Genomic DNA, 15,019 nt, shown 5'->3' on the forward strand with positions numbered 1-15,019 from the left:
TTTGCTTGATTTGCAGGGCGCGGCAAACTCGCTAAACAAGGCCAGCGACTAGAGGCTCGCATCAGATACAGGGGAAGGAAATCCGGATGGCCAAAGACAGTCTGTGCGCAATCGTGACGGGGTCCGCATCCGGACTTGGCGCAGCAACCGCGGAAATCCTCGCGCGAAGCGGGGCGCGGCTCGTCATCAACTATTCCTCTAGCCAGAAAGAAGCCGAGGTCACCGCGGACGTCTGCCGCAAGGCGGGCTCTCCGGAAGTTCTGGTCGCGCAGGGCGACGTTTCAAAGGACGACGATTGCCGCAAGATCGTTGCGGCGGCTAGCGCCTGGGGCCGGCTCGACATCCTCGTTAACAATGCCGGCACCACCAAGCATGTCGCCCATGCCGATCTCGACGGATTGTCGGCTGAAGATTTCCAGCGTGTGTATGGTGTCAACACCATCGGCCCGTTCCAGATGGTGCGTGCCGCGCGCAGCCTGCTCGAAGCCGGCGCCAAGGCCTCGGAGCGGCCCTCCGCCGTGGTCAACGTGTCCTCGGTCGCCGGCATCAGCGGCGTCGGCTCGTCGATCGCCTACGCCGCGAGCAAGGGTGCGCTCAACACCATGACGCTGTCGCTGTCGCGCGCGCTGGCGCCGCTGATCCGCGTCAACACGGTATGCCCCGGCTATATCGACACGCCCTGGTTCACCAAGGGCCGCGGCGAGGCCGGCGCCAAGCAGGTGCGCGACAGCGTGGTGGCGAAGGTGCCGCTCAGGGTCGCGTCGACCGCCGAGGACATCGCGCAGCTCGTCTGCTTCCTGGCGATGCCGGCCTCCAGCAACATGACCGGCGAGGTCGTGCGCATGGATGCGGGGATGCATTTGATTACGTGATTTGGTGGCGTTAGCGCGGCAAATACAGCCGTCGTCCCCGCGAACGCGGGGACCCATAACCACAGGGAGTGGTTATGGGGCGAGCTGCCAACTCCGAGTCTGCGCCAAACTACTCCCTGTGGCTATGGGCCCCGGATCTGCGCTTCGCTTGTCCGGGACGACAGGGAGTTTGTGTCACCCCTTGATCACGCCGCTCGCGACCAGCCGGTGCCAGATGAACAGCACCACCACCGCGCCGAGCGTGGCCATGATGAAGCCGGCACCCTGGTCGGGGCTGTAATGGCCGATCGCCTGGCCGATGAAGGTCGCGAGAAACGCGCCGGCGATGCCGAGGATGGTGGTGAGGATGAAGCCGCTCGGGTTGTTCGGTCCCGGCGCCAGCCAGCGCGCGATGAGGCCGGCGACGAAGCCGACGACGATGATCCACAACAGGCCGCCCATGCTCATGAGTCTGCTCCCCTTCCCGAAAGCGCGTCGATCAACGTCCGATTAAAGTTTGCCGGAGAGCTCATTCTCGGTCGGCAGCCGTCCGTCCGGCGTCAGATGGTCGATCACCTGCGGCAGATACAGGCTGAGGCCGCTGAGCAACTCGTCGCGCGACAGGCCGCTCTGGGCGGACAGGCTTTCGATCTGGTCGGCGCCGAGTGCGTTCGCGAGATCGCCCGGCGCGATCGGCTTGTTCTGGCCCTTGCCGACCCAGGAATTCGCGGTGTCGCCGTGGCCGCCCTGCTGGAGCTGGTTGAGGAGATCGCCGAGGCCGCCGCTGAGCACGGTGCCGGCCGCGCCGCCCGCAAGCAGGCCGCCGAGGCCGCCTTTGAGCAGGCCTCCGAGACCGCCGAGACCGCCGCTGTCCGCGTTCACCGGCGGAGGGGCCGGCGTAGGCGACGGCTGCGGCGCCGTACCGGACTGGTTTGCGGTCATGTGCTTGAACGCCTTCCAGGCGAGCAGGCCGAGCAGCGCCATGGTCATCGGCGACATGCCGCCGGAAGAATTCTCGGAGCTGGGTGTAGAGGGGCCGCGGGGGCCGTTCTGCATGCCGTTGAGGACGTCGAGTAGACCCATGGTGCTCTCCTTTGGCGTCTCGTTCGGCGAGCGCTCGCCGCTGGCTGCCCCCGGGCCGAAAACATATGGGGCTCTCATGACGGTTACAAGGCGGAAGCGCCGCGATGGGCAGCCGCCCTCGCCTCTGCTATCGAAGGCGGGTCGTTCAGGGAGCAAGGCGAGGTGATGACGGATCGACCGATCGTGGTGGCCGGCGCGGGCGCCATCGGCTGTTTCGTCGGCGGCATGCTGACGGCCAGTGGCCGCCGTGTCGCGCTGCTGGTGCGGCCGCGGGTGAAGACCGAGATCGAGCGGTTCGGCCTGCGATTGACGGATTTCGACGGCTCCGAGACGAAGCTCGGCGCAGGGCAGCTCGCCCTGTCGGAGGACCCCGCTATCTTCCACAGCGCCGGCATCGTGCTGGTCACGGTGAAGAGCGCCGACACCGCCGATGTCGCGGATCAGATCGCGCAGCATGCGCCTGAGGATGCCGTCATCGTTTCGCTGCAGAACGGCATCGGCAATATCGCGGTGCTGCGCGAGCGTCTCGGTGGGCGCCGCGTGCTCGCGGGCATGGTGCCGTTCAACGTGATCGCGATGGGCGAGGGCCGTTTCCACCGCTCGACCTCCGGCGACATCCATGTCGGAGAGGACGCTGGGAAGACGGCCGCGGCGCTCTCGGTGCCCGGCCTCACGGTGCGCGCGAGCGGTGACATCACCGGCGTGCAATGGGGCAAGCTGATCATCAATCTGAACAACGCGCTCAGTGCATTGTCCGACATGCCGCTCGCCGCGCAACTGGCAAACCGCGACTGGCGCAGGCTGTTCGCCGACCAGATGGCGGAAGGGCTCGCCGCGCTGAAGGCCGCCGGCATCGCGCCGGTCTCGGCGACGCCAATCCCGATGAACTGGACGCCGGCCTTGCTGCGGCTGCCCGACATGATCTTCAACGCGATCCTGGGGCGGACCATGAAGATCGATCCCGAGGCGCGCTCCTCGATGTGGCAGGATTTGAAGCACGGACGCAAGACCGAGATCGACTATCTCCAGGGCGCCGTCATCGCGCTCGCCGAGCAAAACCATGTCGAGGTGCCGCTGATGCGCCGCATTGTTGCGCTGATCAAGGAGACGGAGGCAGCCGGCAACGGTCCGCCGCGGCTGACGCCGCAGCAGATTCGCGCGGTGGTTTGAATGCAAGGAGGGACCGATGAAACGTAGCTTGATGATCGGGTTCGCGCTTGCCGCGCTTTGCGGCGTATCGACGCTCGCTCTTGCGAGACCGCCGACGGTCGTGAACTCGCCCGGCTATGACAGGCGGTTGCAGGAGAGCAGGTCGCAGTTGGGCAGTTCGCCGACGACCGCGCCGGTGGATGTGCCAACGGTCAAATCGAAGCGCGGCAAGAAGAAGCAACCGAACTGACGTTCCACACCCCGCTGTCGTAGGGTGGGCAAAGCGGAGCGTGCCCACCAACTTCTTTGTCTTGCCAGGGTAGTGGGCACGGCGCTTGCGCGCCTTTGCCCACCCTACAAGTCAGTGCGGGGAGCTTACCCCTTCTTCGCCGGCTTGCTCGGGGTCGGATTGAACAGCTTCTTCAGATCGTTCAAGCTTTCCGACAGCCGCGGCCATTCGCAGGAGAATGCCCCTTTGGTGCACGCGCCCTTCGAGCGCTGACCGACGCTCTGCTGCACCTTCGGCCGCTCGACCGGGACGGGCACGCGCGCGACGTCGGTTCGCAGCGCGACCTGCTGGAGTTGCCGCGCCTGCAATTCCTGCTGCTCGCGCTGTTGACGGGCGGCGGCCTCGGCCGCTTCGTTGCTACGGCGCTCTTTGGCGAGATAGGCGGTGTAAGCTGCGTCGATCTTCTTCTGCTCCTCCGGCGTCGGATTGGGTCCGGCGATGTCGAAGGTGCGATCCTGCAGGAAGTCGTAATAGGAGTAGCCGCCGCCTGCCTTGCGGCGGCCGGCGAACTTGGCGTTGCAATCGGCCAGTGCGGATGTCTTCTCGGACTTGGTCGCGGCCTTCTCGGCGGCGTCGGCGCATTCCTCGAAATCGACCGGCGCGCGTTTCCACCATTGCGCCTGGGCATGCGCGTGCGTCAGCAGGAAAAATCCTGCCGCGGCAACAAGAACCAGCGCCGCACGACGCAATGCTATCACGGACGACATTCTACGAGAGCATTCCTTGCAAAACTCAACCCGAACTGAGTCGAGCCAGATTTTTGCCTCTTTATCGCCGGCTTGTCACCCATGGAACCCGGGAATTTCATGGCTGGGATGCTGACATTTTGTGCTTGACGTGGCGCGTGAGTCACAGCGTCGCCCGGGCGGGCTGCTACACTTCGCCTTGCGAGCGCCTCACCTGAGGCGGCGCCAAGAAAGACGCCAAGAAAACGAAATGGAAACGCCCGATGCTGCTGCCCCTGTCTGACGTGCCGCGCTGGTACGCTGAACGCAAACCACATGGCACGATCGCCGTCCGTCACGGGCAGGACACGCTGACATGGGACGAGCTCGAGCGCGGCGCCAACCGGCGCGCGCGGGCATTTATGGCCAAAGGCGTCAAGCCCGGCGATTTCGTCGCAATCGGATTGCCCAACGGCAATACGTTCTTCGAGACCTCCTTTGCGGTGTGGAAGTGTGGTGCGACGCCGACCTCGCTGTCGTGGCGACTGCCGCGCGGCGAGGCCGCGGCCGTGCTCGACATTCTCAGGCCGGCGCTGGTGGTCGGCGGCGAGGCCGACTGGAACGCGCCGAACCGCCTCCCGGCGGATTCCGTACCGGAGGGATTTTCGGATGAACCGCTCAATCCGCCGGTGGCGCGCTACTGGAAGGCCATGACCTCGGGCGGCTCGACCGGCCGGCCGAAGGTGATCCTCGATCATCAGCCGGCCGTGACCGACACGGTCGCCACGCCGCCGCTGAGCCGAAGCGCCGCAGCGATGGCTGGGAATCGCTCGGCGATATCGGCAGGCTGGATGTGGAAGGCTATCTCTATCTCGGCGACCGCCTCGCCGACATGGTGCTGCGCGGCGGCGCCAACGTCTATCCGGCCGAGGTCGAGGCCGCCGTCTCCGAGTGTCCGGGCGTGCGCTCCTGCGTCGTAGTGGGGTTGCCCGATCCGGAATTGGGTCAGCGCGTGCACGCCATCATCGAGCCGGAGGGCGATGCCGACGGCCAGGCGATCGCAGACGGCATGGCGGAGTTCTTGAAGGACAGGCTCAGCCGCTACAAGCATCCGGAAAGCTTCGAGATTGTCGGCGCCCCGCCGCGCGATGATTCCGGAAAAGTCCGCCGCACGCTGTTGCGCCACGAGCGCGCAACGTGGATGAAGGAAGGGCGCGCCTTCCGGATTTGGCCGGCAAAGGTGCGGGCGCACGCCGATTGATTGACGGAAGGAATCCAGGACATGACCATTACCATCGCAACCAACAGCGTGCCGAAACCGCCGGCCGAGATCATCGAGGGCTTTCGCGGTGCGCCGACATCGGTCATCTCAGACAATCTCGCCCGGCTGCCCGGCGCGGTCGGGCTAAAACCCTATCATCGCGGGGCTAAGCTGGTGGGCACCGCCTTCACGGTGCGCACCCGCCCCGGCGACAATCTCGCCATCCACCGCGCGCTCGAGCTGGTCGGCCCCGGCGACGTCATCGTGGTCGATGGCGGTGGTGACGAGACCCGCGCGCTGGTCGGTGAGATCATGAAGAACATCGCGCAGTGGCGCAAAGCCGAGGGCTATGTGATCGACGGCGCGATCCGCGATGTCGCGGCCTTCGCGGCCGACGACTTCCCCTGCTACGCCCGTGCGGTGATCCACCGCGGTCCTTACAAGAACGGCCCCGGCGAGATCAACGTGCCTGTCACGATTGGTGGCAGCGTGATCTCGCCCGGCGACATCGTGGTCGGCGACGAGGATGGCGTGGTGTCGTTTCCCGCCGCGGGCGCCGCGGCGTTGCTGGAAGCCGTGCGCGCCCAGGTCGTGCGCGAGGAGGAGACCCTGAAGGCGATCCGGGAGGGCCGCTATCAGGGCTCGTATGGCAAGACTTGATCAAGCGGGGCTTAAGTCAAGGCAATGGCTGAACTGATCGAAAGCCGACGTCAGCCATTTGCTATTTTCGAAAGTGATTCACGACCCTTGTTTCGGCCAAAGTTCTCTCATGCTTTTTGGTGCTGAGGTTACTTTACATGATGAGGAATTGCGCGATCGTCCTGCCCAGCTTCCTCCTTCTGTGGATGTCCGGAAGCAACGAGGTCAGCTCGGCGAAAATGCGCGAGGCCACCAACACTCATCGCACGCCGGCGATCGGCACTGTCGCTTTGACGGATGCAGAACGGCGGATGACGGAGGAGACTTATGCAAAAGTAACGGGGCTGTCCCAAGGTGAGGTGGGAAAGCGCTTCGCGGCAAGTGGAGTCTTGCGATGTCCCGGCGGAGCCAGCAGCGCTCAAGTCACCGGAGCGCGCGACGTGATCACGACGGTGGCTCACGCGTTTCGGGACGCTTGCAAGCCTCATACGTCACCAGAGAAGTGCATATTCGAATACTATTTGGGAGCAGAGAAGCGGATCATTCCCTTGTCGGCAGCTCTATGGATGGGCACCTGCGTCGATGCTGCACCGAGGCAGGGCAGCGTCGATTGGGCCGTCGCAAGACTTAAATTTCCCGCAGATGTGACGCCGTACGAAATTTATGAGCAGCCCGAAACTCTCGTGGAGCTGGAGCGTGTTCTGGCAGTTGTCGGTTATGATATCGAAGCCACAGGAAAGAGGGACAAGGACGGGCCGTTCAACAAGACGATCCAGGAGTGTCAAATCCGCGACGTGAGGGATTGGCAGACATTTGAAACGAACTGCGAGTTCGAGTTCGGGGCATCAGGGAGCGCCCTCTTTCGCCAGTGGGGCCGTCGAATGACTTTGCTTGGCGTCGTTTTCGGGGACTATCACAACGAAGAATATTGTCCACGAGGCGGCTGCGAGTTCAAGAGCCGGAAATGGTCGAGTTTGTTTGTGACCTTAAGGGGCGAGTTCAAAGATCGGCTCGTGGCCGCCGTACGTCAGTCGGCAGCAAGATGAAACGTAGAAGGGAAAATGACGTGAGCCAGAAGGACGAATTCCATCACATAGACGACACCAGCGACGGGCTGTTCCGCGAGCTCGCAGCGGGGGTGACCACGCGCATCTTCTCCGGCGAGCAGGCGATGCTGTCGGTGGTGACGCTGGCCCCGCATGCGCAGGGCACGCTGCACCATCATCCCGAGGAGCAATGGGGCGTGCTGCTCGACGGCTCCGCCATCCGCGTCCAGGGCGATGAGGAGATTGCCGTGAAGAAGGGCGATTTCTGGCGCACCCCGGGCAATGTGCCGCACACCATGCGCGCCGGCCCCGACGGCGCCAGGGTGCTGGACATCTTCAGTCCGCCTCGGCCAGAATACAAGAAAGCGGGGTCGGGCTTCGGCACGACCTAGCGCCAAAGAGCAAAAAGCCAGGCGCTGAAAACAAAAGGGAGGGGACCATGACGATCACACGACGTACGCTGCTGGCTGCACCGGCCATTCTCGCAATGGCACCGGCAGCGGCGCAGGCTGGCAAGATCACGCTGGTCGTGCCGTTTCCGCCGGGTGGCTCGACCGATGCTATGGCGCGGCTGTTGCAGGCCAGCCTGCAAACCAAGCTCGGTCGCATTGTCGTGGTCGAGAACAAGTCCGGCGCGGCCGGCGCGCTCGGCGCGGCGCAAGTCGCCAAGAGCCCGGCGGACGGCACCTCGTTCCTGGTCACCTTCGATTCTCACGCTGTGATTCCGTCGATCCTCGACAAGCCGCCGGTGGATGTCGAGCGCGAGCTGATGCCGGTGCTGCTGATCGGCACCGCGCCCTACGTGATCGCCGCCGGCGCCGGCCGCCCCTACAAGAGCTTTGCCGACGTGGTGGCCGCCTGCAAGGCGACCCCGGGCGTGGTGAAATATGCCTCCGTCGGGATCGGCACGCTCGGCCATCTCGCGATGACCGTGCTCGGCAGCAAGGCCGGGGTCGAGATCATGCACGTGCCCTATCGCGGCGGCGGCCCGGCCATGAACGACGTGCTCGGCGGCCATGTCGATCTCATCGCGGGATCGGCCGCGCTGGTCGCGGCCCAGCTCGGCACCAACATGCTGCGTCCGATCCTGCAGCTCGGCCGCGAGCGGCTGCCGGCCCTGGGGGATACGCAGACCGCGATCGAGGCGGGCTTTCCCGATTTCGAGACGCTGGCCTGGTGGGGCATCTTTGCGCCCGCAGGCACGCCGCCCGATATCGTCGCAGCCTTCGCGGCGGCGTCCAAGGAGATCCTGAGCGAGCCCGCGACCGCCGCCCAGCTCAAGGACACCCAGCACATGACGCTGCTGCTCAAGGACGGCGCGGCCTTCAAGACCTTCTTCGACAAGCAGGTCGCCTATTGGGGCAAGGTGGTGAAGGACAACAATATCAAGGCGTGAGGTCGTCGCTTCATGCCCCCCGTAGCGGCCGTGCGAAACTGAGCTCATGGCCGTCGGGGTCGGTGAGATGGAAGTAGCGCTCGCCCCATTCGGCATCGCGCGGCGTGGTCGACGGCTGCCACCCGGCAGCGCGCGCCTGCGCGTAGGTCTCGTCGACATCGGCCACGTAGAAGATGACGCGGCCCCACCAGGACCAGCGCTTGTCCTTCGGCTGCGCAGTCAGGTTGAGATAGCCGCTGCCGGCGCGATAGCTCGTGAATGCGGCGGCTTCGCCACCATACAAGAGCTCGAACCCGAGCGAGCGGTAGAAGTGCACGGCGCGCGCCATGTCATGGGTACCGAGCGTGATGGCGCTGATGCTGTCGATCATGGGAGCTGCTCCGTTGGGAGGGCCCTGGAAGTATAGCCGCCCCGTTCAGGTTGACGATGGATCTCGCCCGCCTGACGGCTGGCGAACCGCATTTTGCTCTGCTATGACGGGATCGAACCCGTACCCACGGGTTCCGCGGTCCCGTAGCTCAGCCGGATAGAGCGACGGTTTCCTAAACCGTAGGTCGGAAGTTCGAGTCTTCCCGGGATCGCCATTTTTCGAGAGTTTGCGCGTCACCACGCGCGCAGTGCCGGTATCCCCATCAATAGATTTCTATCGTGACGTGTGCCGACAGCTGGCTGTAATACGGCGGGTGCAGGGACCTTTGGATGGCGGATTTATGGTACTACGCGGAGGGCGGGCAGCGGCGCGGCCCGTTCTCGATTTCTGAACTCCTTCCGCTCCTCGCTCGTATCGCCGATCCTCGGCGTGTGCTGGTCTGGCGACACGGCTTCGAGAATTGGAAGCCGGCCGGGGACGTGCACGAGATCACGCAGCAGCTCCTTCAATCGCCGCCGCCAAGCCCGGCATCCCCGCCGGTTGAGGTCATTCGCGAGCCGGCCGTTCCCGCAGAAGACGCCGCTTCATTTAACGACGTCCAGCCAGAGATGACCGGCATCAGCGGCTGGCTCGGCCTTCTGGCCTTCGGCCAAATGATCGGCATCGTGCGCTTGGTCGTCAGTACCGCGCAATATGTGCAGTCGATCTCCAGCGAGACCTGGGTGCAATTCTCAATCGTATTTTGGGGCGAGATAGCGATGAACGCCGCGCTGATCGGTCTCGCAATCTGGACGGCGGTGCTCCTGTTCATGCATTCCCGCAGATTTCCAGCGTTCTTCATCGTGCAGATGATCTGTGCGGTACTGATGCCGTTGATCGATCTGGTTTGGGCCGCATCGATCTTTTCCATCGGCTTGAACCGTCCGTTCGGTGATTTTTTCACTATCGAACCCCTTCAAGTCGCACGAATGGTCGTCGGTGCGATCAGTGCCGCGATTTGGATATCGTACGTCCTTCGCTCCCGCAGAGTCGCGAATACGTTCACGGAGTAAGCCGTCACGCAATCCGCCGGCCCGTCAAGCCGAACGGACAGGACGCCCGCTGATTTGCTCGGCTGGTGTGAAAATTGCTAACAGAAGCGGCCGGGCTGGAAGGGCACCCTTCCAGCCCGGTCCATTCCTGTCCTGCTACCCCCGGAGACCATGATGCCTTTTGACCTGATCCTTCGCGGCGGAAGGGTCGTTGACCCCTCCCAGAAGCTCGATGCCGTGACGGATGTCGCCTTTGCCGGCGGCAAGGTGGCGGCGGTCGGCAGCGGGCTCAAGGCGGATCCGGGCACCGAGGTGCGCGACGTCTCGCGTTATATCGTGACACCGGGACTGATCGATCTGCACACCCATGTCTATTGGGGCGGCACCTCGCTCGGCATCGATGCCGAGGAATTCTGCCGCCTCTCCGGCGTCACCACGGCGGTCGACACCGGCAGCGCCGGACCCGGCAATTTCGCCGGCTTCCGCAAGCATGTGATCGAGCCGAGCCAGGTTCGGATCCTCGCTTATTTGCACGTTTCCCATGCCGGCATCTTCGGCTTCTCGCACCGGATCATGGTCGGCGAGAGCGAGGAGTTGCGGCTGATGAATCCGATCGAGGCGGCCAAGGTGGCCGATGCCAACCGCGATCTTATCGTCGGCATCAAGGTGCGCGTCGGCTTGCACTCCTCGGGCACGTCTGGGGCAGTACCGCTCGACATCGCGCTCGAGGTTGCCAACGAGGTCGGCATGCCCCTGATGGCGCATATCGACCATCCGCCGCCGAGCTATGAGGAGGTGCTGGCGCGCCTGCGGCCCGGCGACGTGCTCACCCATGCGTTCCGCCCTTTCCCGAACACGCCGGCGACCGCGCAAGGCACGGTGAAGAAGGCGGTGCTGGACGCGCGCGAGCGCGGCGTGCTGTTCGACATCGGCCACGGCAAGGGTTCGTTCGCGTTTAAGACCGCGCGTGCGATGCTCGCCAACGGCTTCTATCCGGACACCATCTCCTCCGACATCCACCAGCTCTGCATCGACGGCCCCGCCTTCGACCAGGTCACGACGATGTCGAAATTCCTGTGCATGGGCATGGAGCTGTCGGATGTGATCGCGGCCTCGACGGTGAATGCCGCGATGGCGCTGCGGCGCCATGAACTCGGCAGCCTCAAACCCGGCTGCGTCGGCGACGCCACGCTTGTTACGGTCAAGCAAGGCCAGTTCGACTACGAGGACGTCGTCGGCGAGCACCTGATCGGCGACCGCAAGATCGTGTCCGAAGGCGTCGTCATCGGCGGTCGCTGGTGGCATCCGAACTGAGGCGGCGCTCACTTGTGAGCGTCGCCACGGGATTCACCTGTCAGTCGCGTCCCGCTTCCATGATCGCTTTGGCGAGCCGCGCCGGATCGGAGAAGCACAGCTCGTGGCTTCCCGGCACTTGCACCAGGCGGAACAGGCCGAGCTTCTCCGACAGCCGCGGGTGCCAGGGATGGCTGTGCGGCATCGCGATGTCTTCGGTGCAGTTGATGTAGGATTTGGCCAGCGGCATCTCGGCTGGATTGGTCTTGAGCGCGATCTTGTCGGTGAAGGTCGCCAGGGGATGCGGGTTGAGCACGTCGTAGGCCTTCTGCGCCAGCTCGAGATCCGCATCGTTGATGAAGGCCTCGCGCCAGACCGGGAAAGGCAGGACCACCGAGCCGTCGCCGCGCTCGGCCGCGATCGCGTCGAATAGCCCGATATAATGCGGCGGCACCATGTCGTTGAGACATTCGCCGTCGTTGGGCACGAAGGCATTCCAATAGACCAGGCGGCGGATGCGTTCCGGTGCCAGGTCGGCGACGCCGGTGATGACCATGCCGCCATAGGAATGGCCGAGCAGGATGACGTCCTTCAGATTGTTCTCGGCAAGATAGTCAGCGATCGACTGGATCGCTTCCTTCAGCCCGGTCGTCTTGGCATCGCCCGGACGGTTGCCCTTGATGGTGGGGGTATAGACCTGATGGCCCGCCGCGCGGATGGCTGCGGCGACAGGCTCGAACTCGGTGCCGGTGTGCCAGGCGCCGTGGACGAGAACGTAGGTGGACATGTTGTGGCTCCTCCCGAGGATGTGGTTAGATCGGCGCATGATGGTCTTGGCGGGGCAATGTGGCCGCGCGGCAAATCTGGACCGGTAACGAATTCGTTGCTTGGCTGGGAGTGAACCGGATTGGTCTCGGAGTGAACCGATGCAGCAGATCGAGGGCGCCGTTCCGTCACGCCAATCGGCCTGGGACACCGCGGGCGTCCGGCCGGCGGAGCAATTCGCCTATTATCGCGAGGCGATCTGCCAGGCCTTCATGAATCTGACGCCGGAGCCGGCCGCGGCAGCCGGCTTTCCCGCCAGCGTCGAGCACGTCCGTCTCGGCGACGCCGCAATCAACCGCGTCAGCTTTCCCGAACACGTGGTGCGCCGTTCCGCAGCCGACATCGCGGCGTCCGACCGCAGCTGCTTCTATCTCAATCTGAAGCTGGCCGGCCGCTGTCGCATCCAGCAGGGGGACCGCGAGATCAGCCTGTCGCCCGGACAGGTCGGCATCTTCGACAGCGATCGGCAGTTTGCGCTTCTGCACGATCGTGGTCCGCAATTGCGCGTCGCCTCGTTCTGGGTGCCGGCAGAGGCGTTGCGCGAACGGCTGCCCGCTTCGTTCGATGTCGCTGCGGTGCGCGTGTCCGATGATCCCTTCGTCGGCCATCTCATCGTCGAGACGGCGCGCACGCTCAGCGACGGCGCGCTGCGCATGACCGAGGACGAGGGCGTGCTGCTGTTTCGGGCGTTGATCGAGCTGGTCGCCGTGAGCCTGTCACGTCGCAGCCGGGCAGGTGCTGCCGAGTCGGAAAATCTCGCCGATACCACCACGCTGGCCTTGAAACGTGCCATTCACCGGCGGCTCCGCGAGCCCGGGCTTGCGGTTGCCGATGTCGCCGATGCCGTGGGCATCAGCGAGCGCTACGTGCATAAACTGCTGGCGCGATCGGGCTCCAGCTTCACCGAATACGTCATCGACCATCGGCTCGACGGCGCGGCCAGGGATCTCAGGGATGCTGCGATGGCGGATCGTGCGATCGGCGCCATCGCGTTCGACTGGGGCTTCTCGGACCTGTCGCACTTCACGCGGCGCTTCAAGCAACGCTTCGGCTGCCGGCCGCGTGACTGGCGTGCGCAATGAATCGGGCTACAGCGACCTCGCGATCAAGAGCTTCATGATCTCGTTGGTGCCGCCATAGATCTTCTGGATACGGGAATCGATGAAGATGCGCGAGATCGGATATTCCTGCATGTAGCCGTAGCCGCCGAACAGCTGGAGACATTCGTCGGCGGTCTCGACCTGCTTCTCCGAGCACCAGTATTTCGCCATCGACGCCGTGACGGTGTCGAGATCCCCGGCGACCAGGCGCTCGATGCACCAGTCGACGAAGACGCGCGCGATCATCGCTTCGGTCTTGCGCTCGGCGAGCTTGAAGGCGGTGTTCTGGAAATCCATCAGCGGCTTGCCGAACGCCTTCCGCTCCTTGGTGTAGTCGGTGGTGAGCTTGATCGCGCGCTCCATCGAGGCGACGGCGCCGACCGCGAGCGCAAGGCGCTCCTGCGGCAATTGCTGCATCAGCTGGACAAAACCCTGGCCTTCCTCCTTGCCGAGCAGGTTCTCGGGCGGCACGGTGACGTTGTCGAAGAACAGCTCCGAGGTGTCGGAGGCGTGCAGGCCGATCTTGTCGAGGTTGCGCCCGCGCTTGTAGCCGTCTGCGCCTGCGGTCTCGACCACGATCAGCGAAATGCCCTTGGCACCGACGTCGCCGGTGCGCGCGACCACGACGACGAGATCGGCGGCCTGGCCGTTGGTGATGAACGTCTTCTGGCCGTTGATGACGTAGGAATTGCCCTGCTTCTTCGCCGTGGTCTTGACGGCCTGCAGATCCGAGCCGGTGCCAGGCTCGGTCATGGCGATGGCGCCGACCATCTCGCCTGAGGCCATTTTGGGCAGCCAGCGCTTCTTCTGCTCTTCCGAGCCGTAATTGAGGATGTAATGCGCGACGATGGCGCTGTGCACGGAGACGCCGGTCGTCATCTCCGGCACCGTGCTTTCGAGATCGTCCAGCACGGCGGCGTCATAGGCGAAGGTCGCGCCCAGCCCGCCATATTCCTCAGGCACGCTCGCCAGCAGCGCGCCCATCTCGCCGAGGCCGCGCCAGGCGAAGCGGTCGACCATCTTCTGCTCGCGCCATTTTTCGGCATGCGGCGCCAGGTCCTTGGCGAGGTATTTCCGGAACTGGTCGCGGAAGACGTCGAGCTCTTCGGTCATCCAGGAGGAGCGGTAGGACATGGTTACCTCGGTTGATGCGCAGTTCCGGCTTGGTAGGCTAGTCTGCGGCGGCAATTATTGTGTTTTCAGGCTGCGCCGGTGACGCTACCAAGGCGGCCGGAAACGCGTCTGTCGGGATGATCGATTGTGGCTGTCAAAACTCAAGAGCTCAAGCTCGACATCGGGCGCATCGGCACGGTGTCAGCGATCCTGACGCAGCCGGACGGCGCGAGGGCCTGTTACGTGCTGGCGCATGGTGCGGGCGCCGACATGCGGCATTCCTTCATGGCGAAGGTCGCGGAGGGGCTCGCGGGCCGCGGCATCGCGACGTTCCGCTTCAATTTCCTGTACACGGAGAAGAAGCTGGGGCGTCCGGACCAGCCGGCAGTCGCGCACGCCGCCATCCGCGCGGCCGTCGCGGAGGCGGCGCGGCTTTGTCCCGGGTTGAAGCTCGTCGCCGGCGGAAAGTCGTTCGGCGGGCGCATGACCTCGCAGGCGCAAGCGAAGGCGCCGCTCCCCGATGTCAAAGGGCTCGCCTTCCTCGGTTTTCCCCTGCATGCCGACAAGAAGCCGTCCGCCGAGCGGGCCGAGCATCTCGCGGACATCGCGATCCACATGCTGTTCCTGCAAGGCACGCGCGACGGGCTTGCCGATCTGAGCTACCTGAAGCCTGTCGTCGAGAAGCTCGGCGCGAAGGCGACGCTCCACGAGGTCGAAGGCGGCGATCACTCCTTTGCGGTGCTGAAAAAGTCCGGCCGCAGCAACGACGAGGCGCTGACCGAGGTGCTCGATACGCTCTCGGCCTGGATCGACAAACTCGCTTAGAGCGTGACGGCCTGAATCGAATGGAGTTTGGCTAACAGCAGTACTCTCTCCGTTCCCTCCCCCCTTGTGGGGGAGGGGCAGGG

Annotated in this window: 17 protein-coding genes, 1 tRNA gene and 1 pseudogene; 13 read left to right on the forward strand and 6 right to left on the reverse strand. The window is 64.5% G+C overall.

Features of this window, described 5'->3' with window-relative positions; genetic code table 11:
* Positions 1–86 precede the first annotated feature (86 nt).
* A complete protein-coding gene (locus CV770_RS31205) occupies positions 87–872 on the forward strand; it encodes an SDR family NAD(P)-dependent oxidoreductase (RefSeq protein WP_104465089.1) in 786 nt (261 codons plus the stop codon).
* 174 nt (positions 873–1,046) lie between these two features.
* Here CV770_RS31205 and CV770_RS31210 read toward each other — a convergent pair whose 3' ends face one another.
* Complete coding sequence (locus CV770_RS31210; RefSeq protein ID WP_018316463.1) at positions 1,047–1,319, reverse strand: GlsB/YeaQ/YmgE family stress response membrane protein; 273 nt, start codon at positions 1,317–1,319, stop codon at positions 1,047–1,049.
* 42 nt (positions 1,320–1,361) lie between these two features.
* The gene (locus CV770_RS31215) at positions 1,362–1,934 is read right to left on the reverse strand and encodes a YidB family protein (RefSeq protein WP_104465090.1); all 573 of its coding nucleotides are present in this window, start codon (positions 1,932–1,934) and stop codon (positions 1,362–1,364) included.
* Positions 1,935–2,096: 162 nt separating this feature from the next.
* Here CV770_RS31215 and CV770_RS31220 point away from each other — a divergent pair, with 162 nt between their 5' ends.
* Positions 2,097–3,104 (forward strand): 2-dehydropantoate 2-reductase, encoded by a 1,008-nt coding sequence (locus tag CV770_RS31220; RefSeq protein ID WP_104465091.1) that lies wholly within the window; start codon positions 2,097–2,099, stop codon positions 3,102–3,104.
* A 16-nt stretch (positions 3,105–3,120) separates the two neighbouring features.
* Positions 3,121–3,333 carry a hypothetical protein gene (locus CV770_RS31225; RefSeq protein WP_104465092.1) on the forward strand — a complete coding sequence of 71 codons (213 nt, stop codon included), beginning with the start codon at positions 3,121–3,123 and terminating at the stop codon, positions 3,331–3,333.
* A 125-nt stretch (positions 3,334–3,458) separates the two neighbouring features.
* Here CV770_RS31225 and CV770_RS42850 read toward each other — a convergent pair whose 3' ends face one another.
* On the reverse strand, positions 3,459–4,079 hold the full coding sequence (locus CV770_RS42850; protein WP_201760122.1) for a hypothetical protein: 621 nt from the start codon (positions 4,077–4,079) through the stop codon (positions 3,459–3,461).
* A gap of 242 nt (positions 4,080–4,321) precedes the next feature.
* Here CV770_RS42850 and CV770_RS31235 point away from each other — a divergent pair.
* The 5 genes and pseudogenes from CV770_RS31235 (at position 4,322) to CV770_RS31255 (ending at position 8,379) form a co-directional block, all read left to right on the forward strand.
* Positions 4,322–5,298: pseudogene (locus CV770_RS31235) on the forward strand (AMP-binding protein).
* Positions 5,299–5,319: 21 nt separating this feature from the next.
* On the forward strand, positions 5,320–5,958 hold the full coding sequence (locus tag CV770_RS31240; protein ID WP_104465101.1) for an RraA family protein: 639 nt from the start codon (positions 5,320–5,322) through the stop codon (positions 5,956–5,958).
* Between the two features lie 137 nt (positions 5,959–6,095).
* Positions 6,096–6,983: a hypothetical protein gene (locus tag CV770_RS31245; RefSeq protein ID WP_104465093.1), complete on the forward strand. Its 888-nt coding sequence runs from the start codon at positions 6,096–6,098 to the stop codon at positions 6,981–6,983.
* Positions 6,984–7,003: 20 nt separating this feature from the next.
* Positions 7,004–7,375: a dimethylsulfonioproprionate lyase family protein gene (locus CV770_RS31250; RefSeq protein ID WP_104465094.1), complete on the forward strand. Its 372-nt coding sequence runs from the start codon at positions 7,004–7,006 to the stop codon at positions 7,373–7,375.
* Positions 7,376–7,422: 47 nt separating this feature from the next.
* Positions 7,423–8,379 carry a tripartite tricarboxylate transporter substrate-binding protein gene (locus CV770_RS31255; protein ID WP_104465095.1) on the forward strand — a complete coding sequence of 319 codons (957 nt, stop codon included), beginning with the start codon at positions 7,423–7,425 and terminating at the stop codon, positions 8,377–8,379.
* A gap of 10 nt (positions 8,380–8,389) precedes the next feature.
* Here CV770_RS31255 and CV770_RS31260 read toward each other — a convergent pair whose 3' ends face one another.
* Complete coding sequence (locus tag CV770_RS31260) at positions 8,390–8,749, reverse strand: VOC family protein (RefSeq protein WP_104465096.1); 360 nt, start codon at positions 8,747–8,749, stop codon at positions 8,390–8,392.
* A gap of 137 nt (positions 8,750–8,886) precedes the next feature.
* On the opposite strand from CV770_RS31260, the gene CV770_RS31265 reads away from it, so the two are divergent.
* The 3 genes from CV770_RS31265 to CV770_RS31275 all read left to right on the forward strand — a co-directional run bounded on the left by CV770_RS31265 (position 8,887) and on the right by CV770_RS31275 (position 11,094).
* Positions 8,887–8,963, forward strand: a tRNA-Arg gene (locus CV770_RS31265).
* Positions 8,964–9,078: 115 nt separating this feature from the next.
* The gene (locus tag CV770_RS31270) at positions 9,079–9,801 is read left to right on the forward strand and encodes a DUF2569 family protein (RefSeq protein WP_104465097.1); all 723 of its coding nucleotides are present in this window, start codon (positions 9,079–9,081) and stop codon (positions 9,799–9,801) included.
* 153 nt (positions 9,802–9,954) lie between these two features.
* On the forward strand, positions 9,955–11,094 hold the full coding sequence (locus tag CV770_RS31275; RefSeq protein WP_091960328.1) for an amidohydrolase/deacetylase family metallohydrolase: 1,140 nt from the start codon (positions 9,955–9,957) through the stop codon (positions 11,092–11,094).
* 40 nt (positions 11,095–11,134) lie between these two features.
* Here the strand turns inward: CV770_RS31275 and CV770_RS31280 are convergent, their stop codons facing one another.
* The gene (locus CV770_RS31280) at positions 11,135–11,860 is read right to left on the reverse strand and encodes an alpha/beta hydrolase (protein ID WP_091959723.1); all 726 of its coding nucleotides are present in this window, start codon (positions 11,858–11,860) and stop codon (positions 11,135–11,137) included.
* Between the two features lie 139 nt (positions 11,861–11,999).
* On the opposite strand from CV770_RS31280, the gene CV770_RS31285 reads away from it, so the two are divergent.
* A complete protein-coding gene (locus tag CV770_RS31285) occupies positions 12,000–12,980 on the forward strand; it encodes a helix-turn-helix domain-containing protein (protein ID WP_091959726.1) in 981 nt (326 codons plus the stop codon).
* 6 nt (positions 12,981–12,986) lie between these two features.
* Here the strand turns inward: CV770_RS31285 and CV770_RS31290 are convergent, their stop codons facing one another.
* Entirely contained in the window at positions 12,987–14,132 is a 1,146-nt protein-coding gene (locus CV770_RS31290) for an acyl-CoA dehydrogenase family protein (protein ID WP_104465098.1), read from the reverse strand.
* A 126-nt stretch (positions 14,133–14,258) separates the two neighbouring features.
* Between CV770_RS31290 and CV770_RS31295 the strand changes: the two genes are divergently transcribed.
* Entirely contained in the window at positions 14,259–14,936 is a 678-nt protein-coding gene (locus CV770_RS31295) for an alpha/beta hydrolase family protein (RefSeq protein ID WP_104465099.1), read from the forward strand.
* The last annotated feature ends 83 nt before the right edge of the window (positions 14,937–15,019 follow it).

The sequence above is a fragment of the Bradyrhizobium sp. AC87j1 genome (assembly GCF_002936975.1).
GTDB classification, from domain to species: Bacteria; Pseudomonadota; Alphaproteobacteria; order Rhizobiales; family Xanthobacteraceae; genus Bradyrhizobium; species Bradyrhizobium shewense.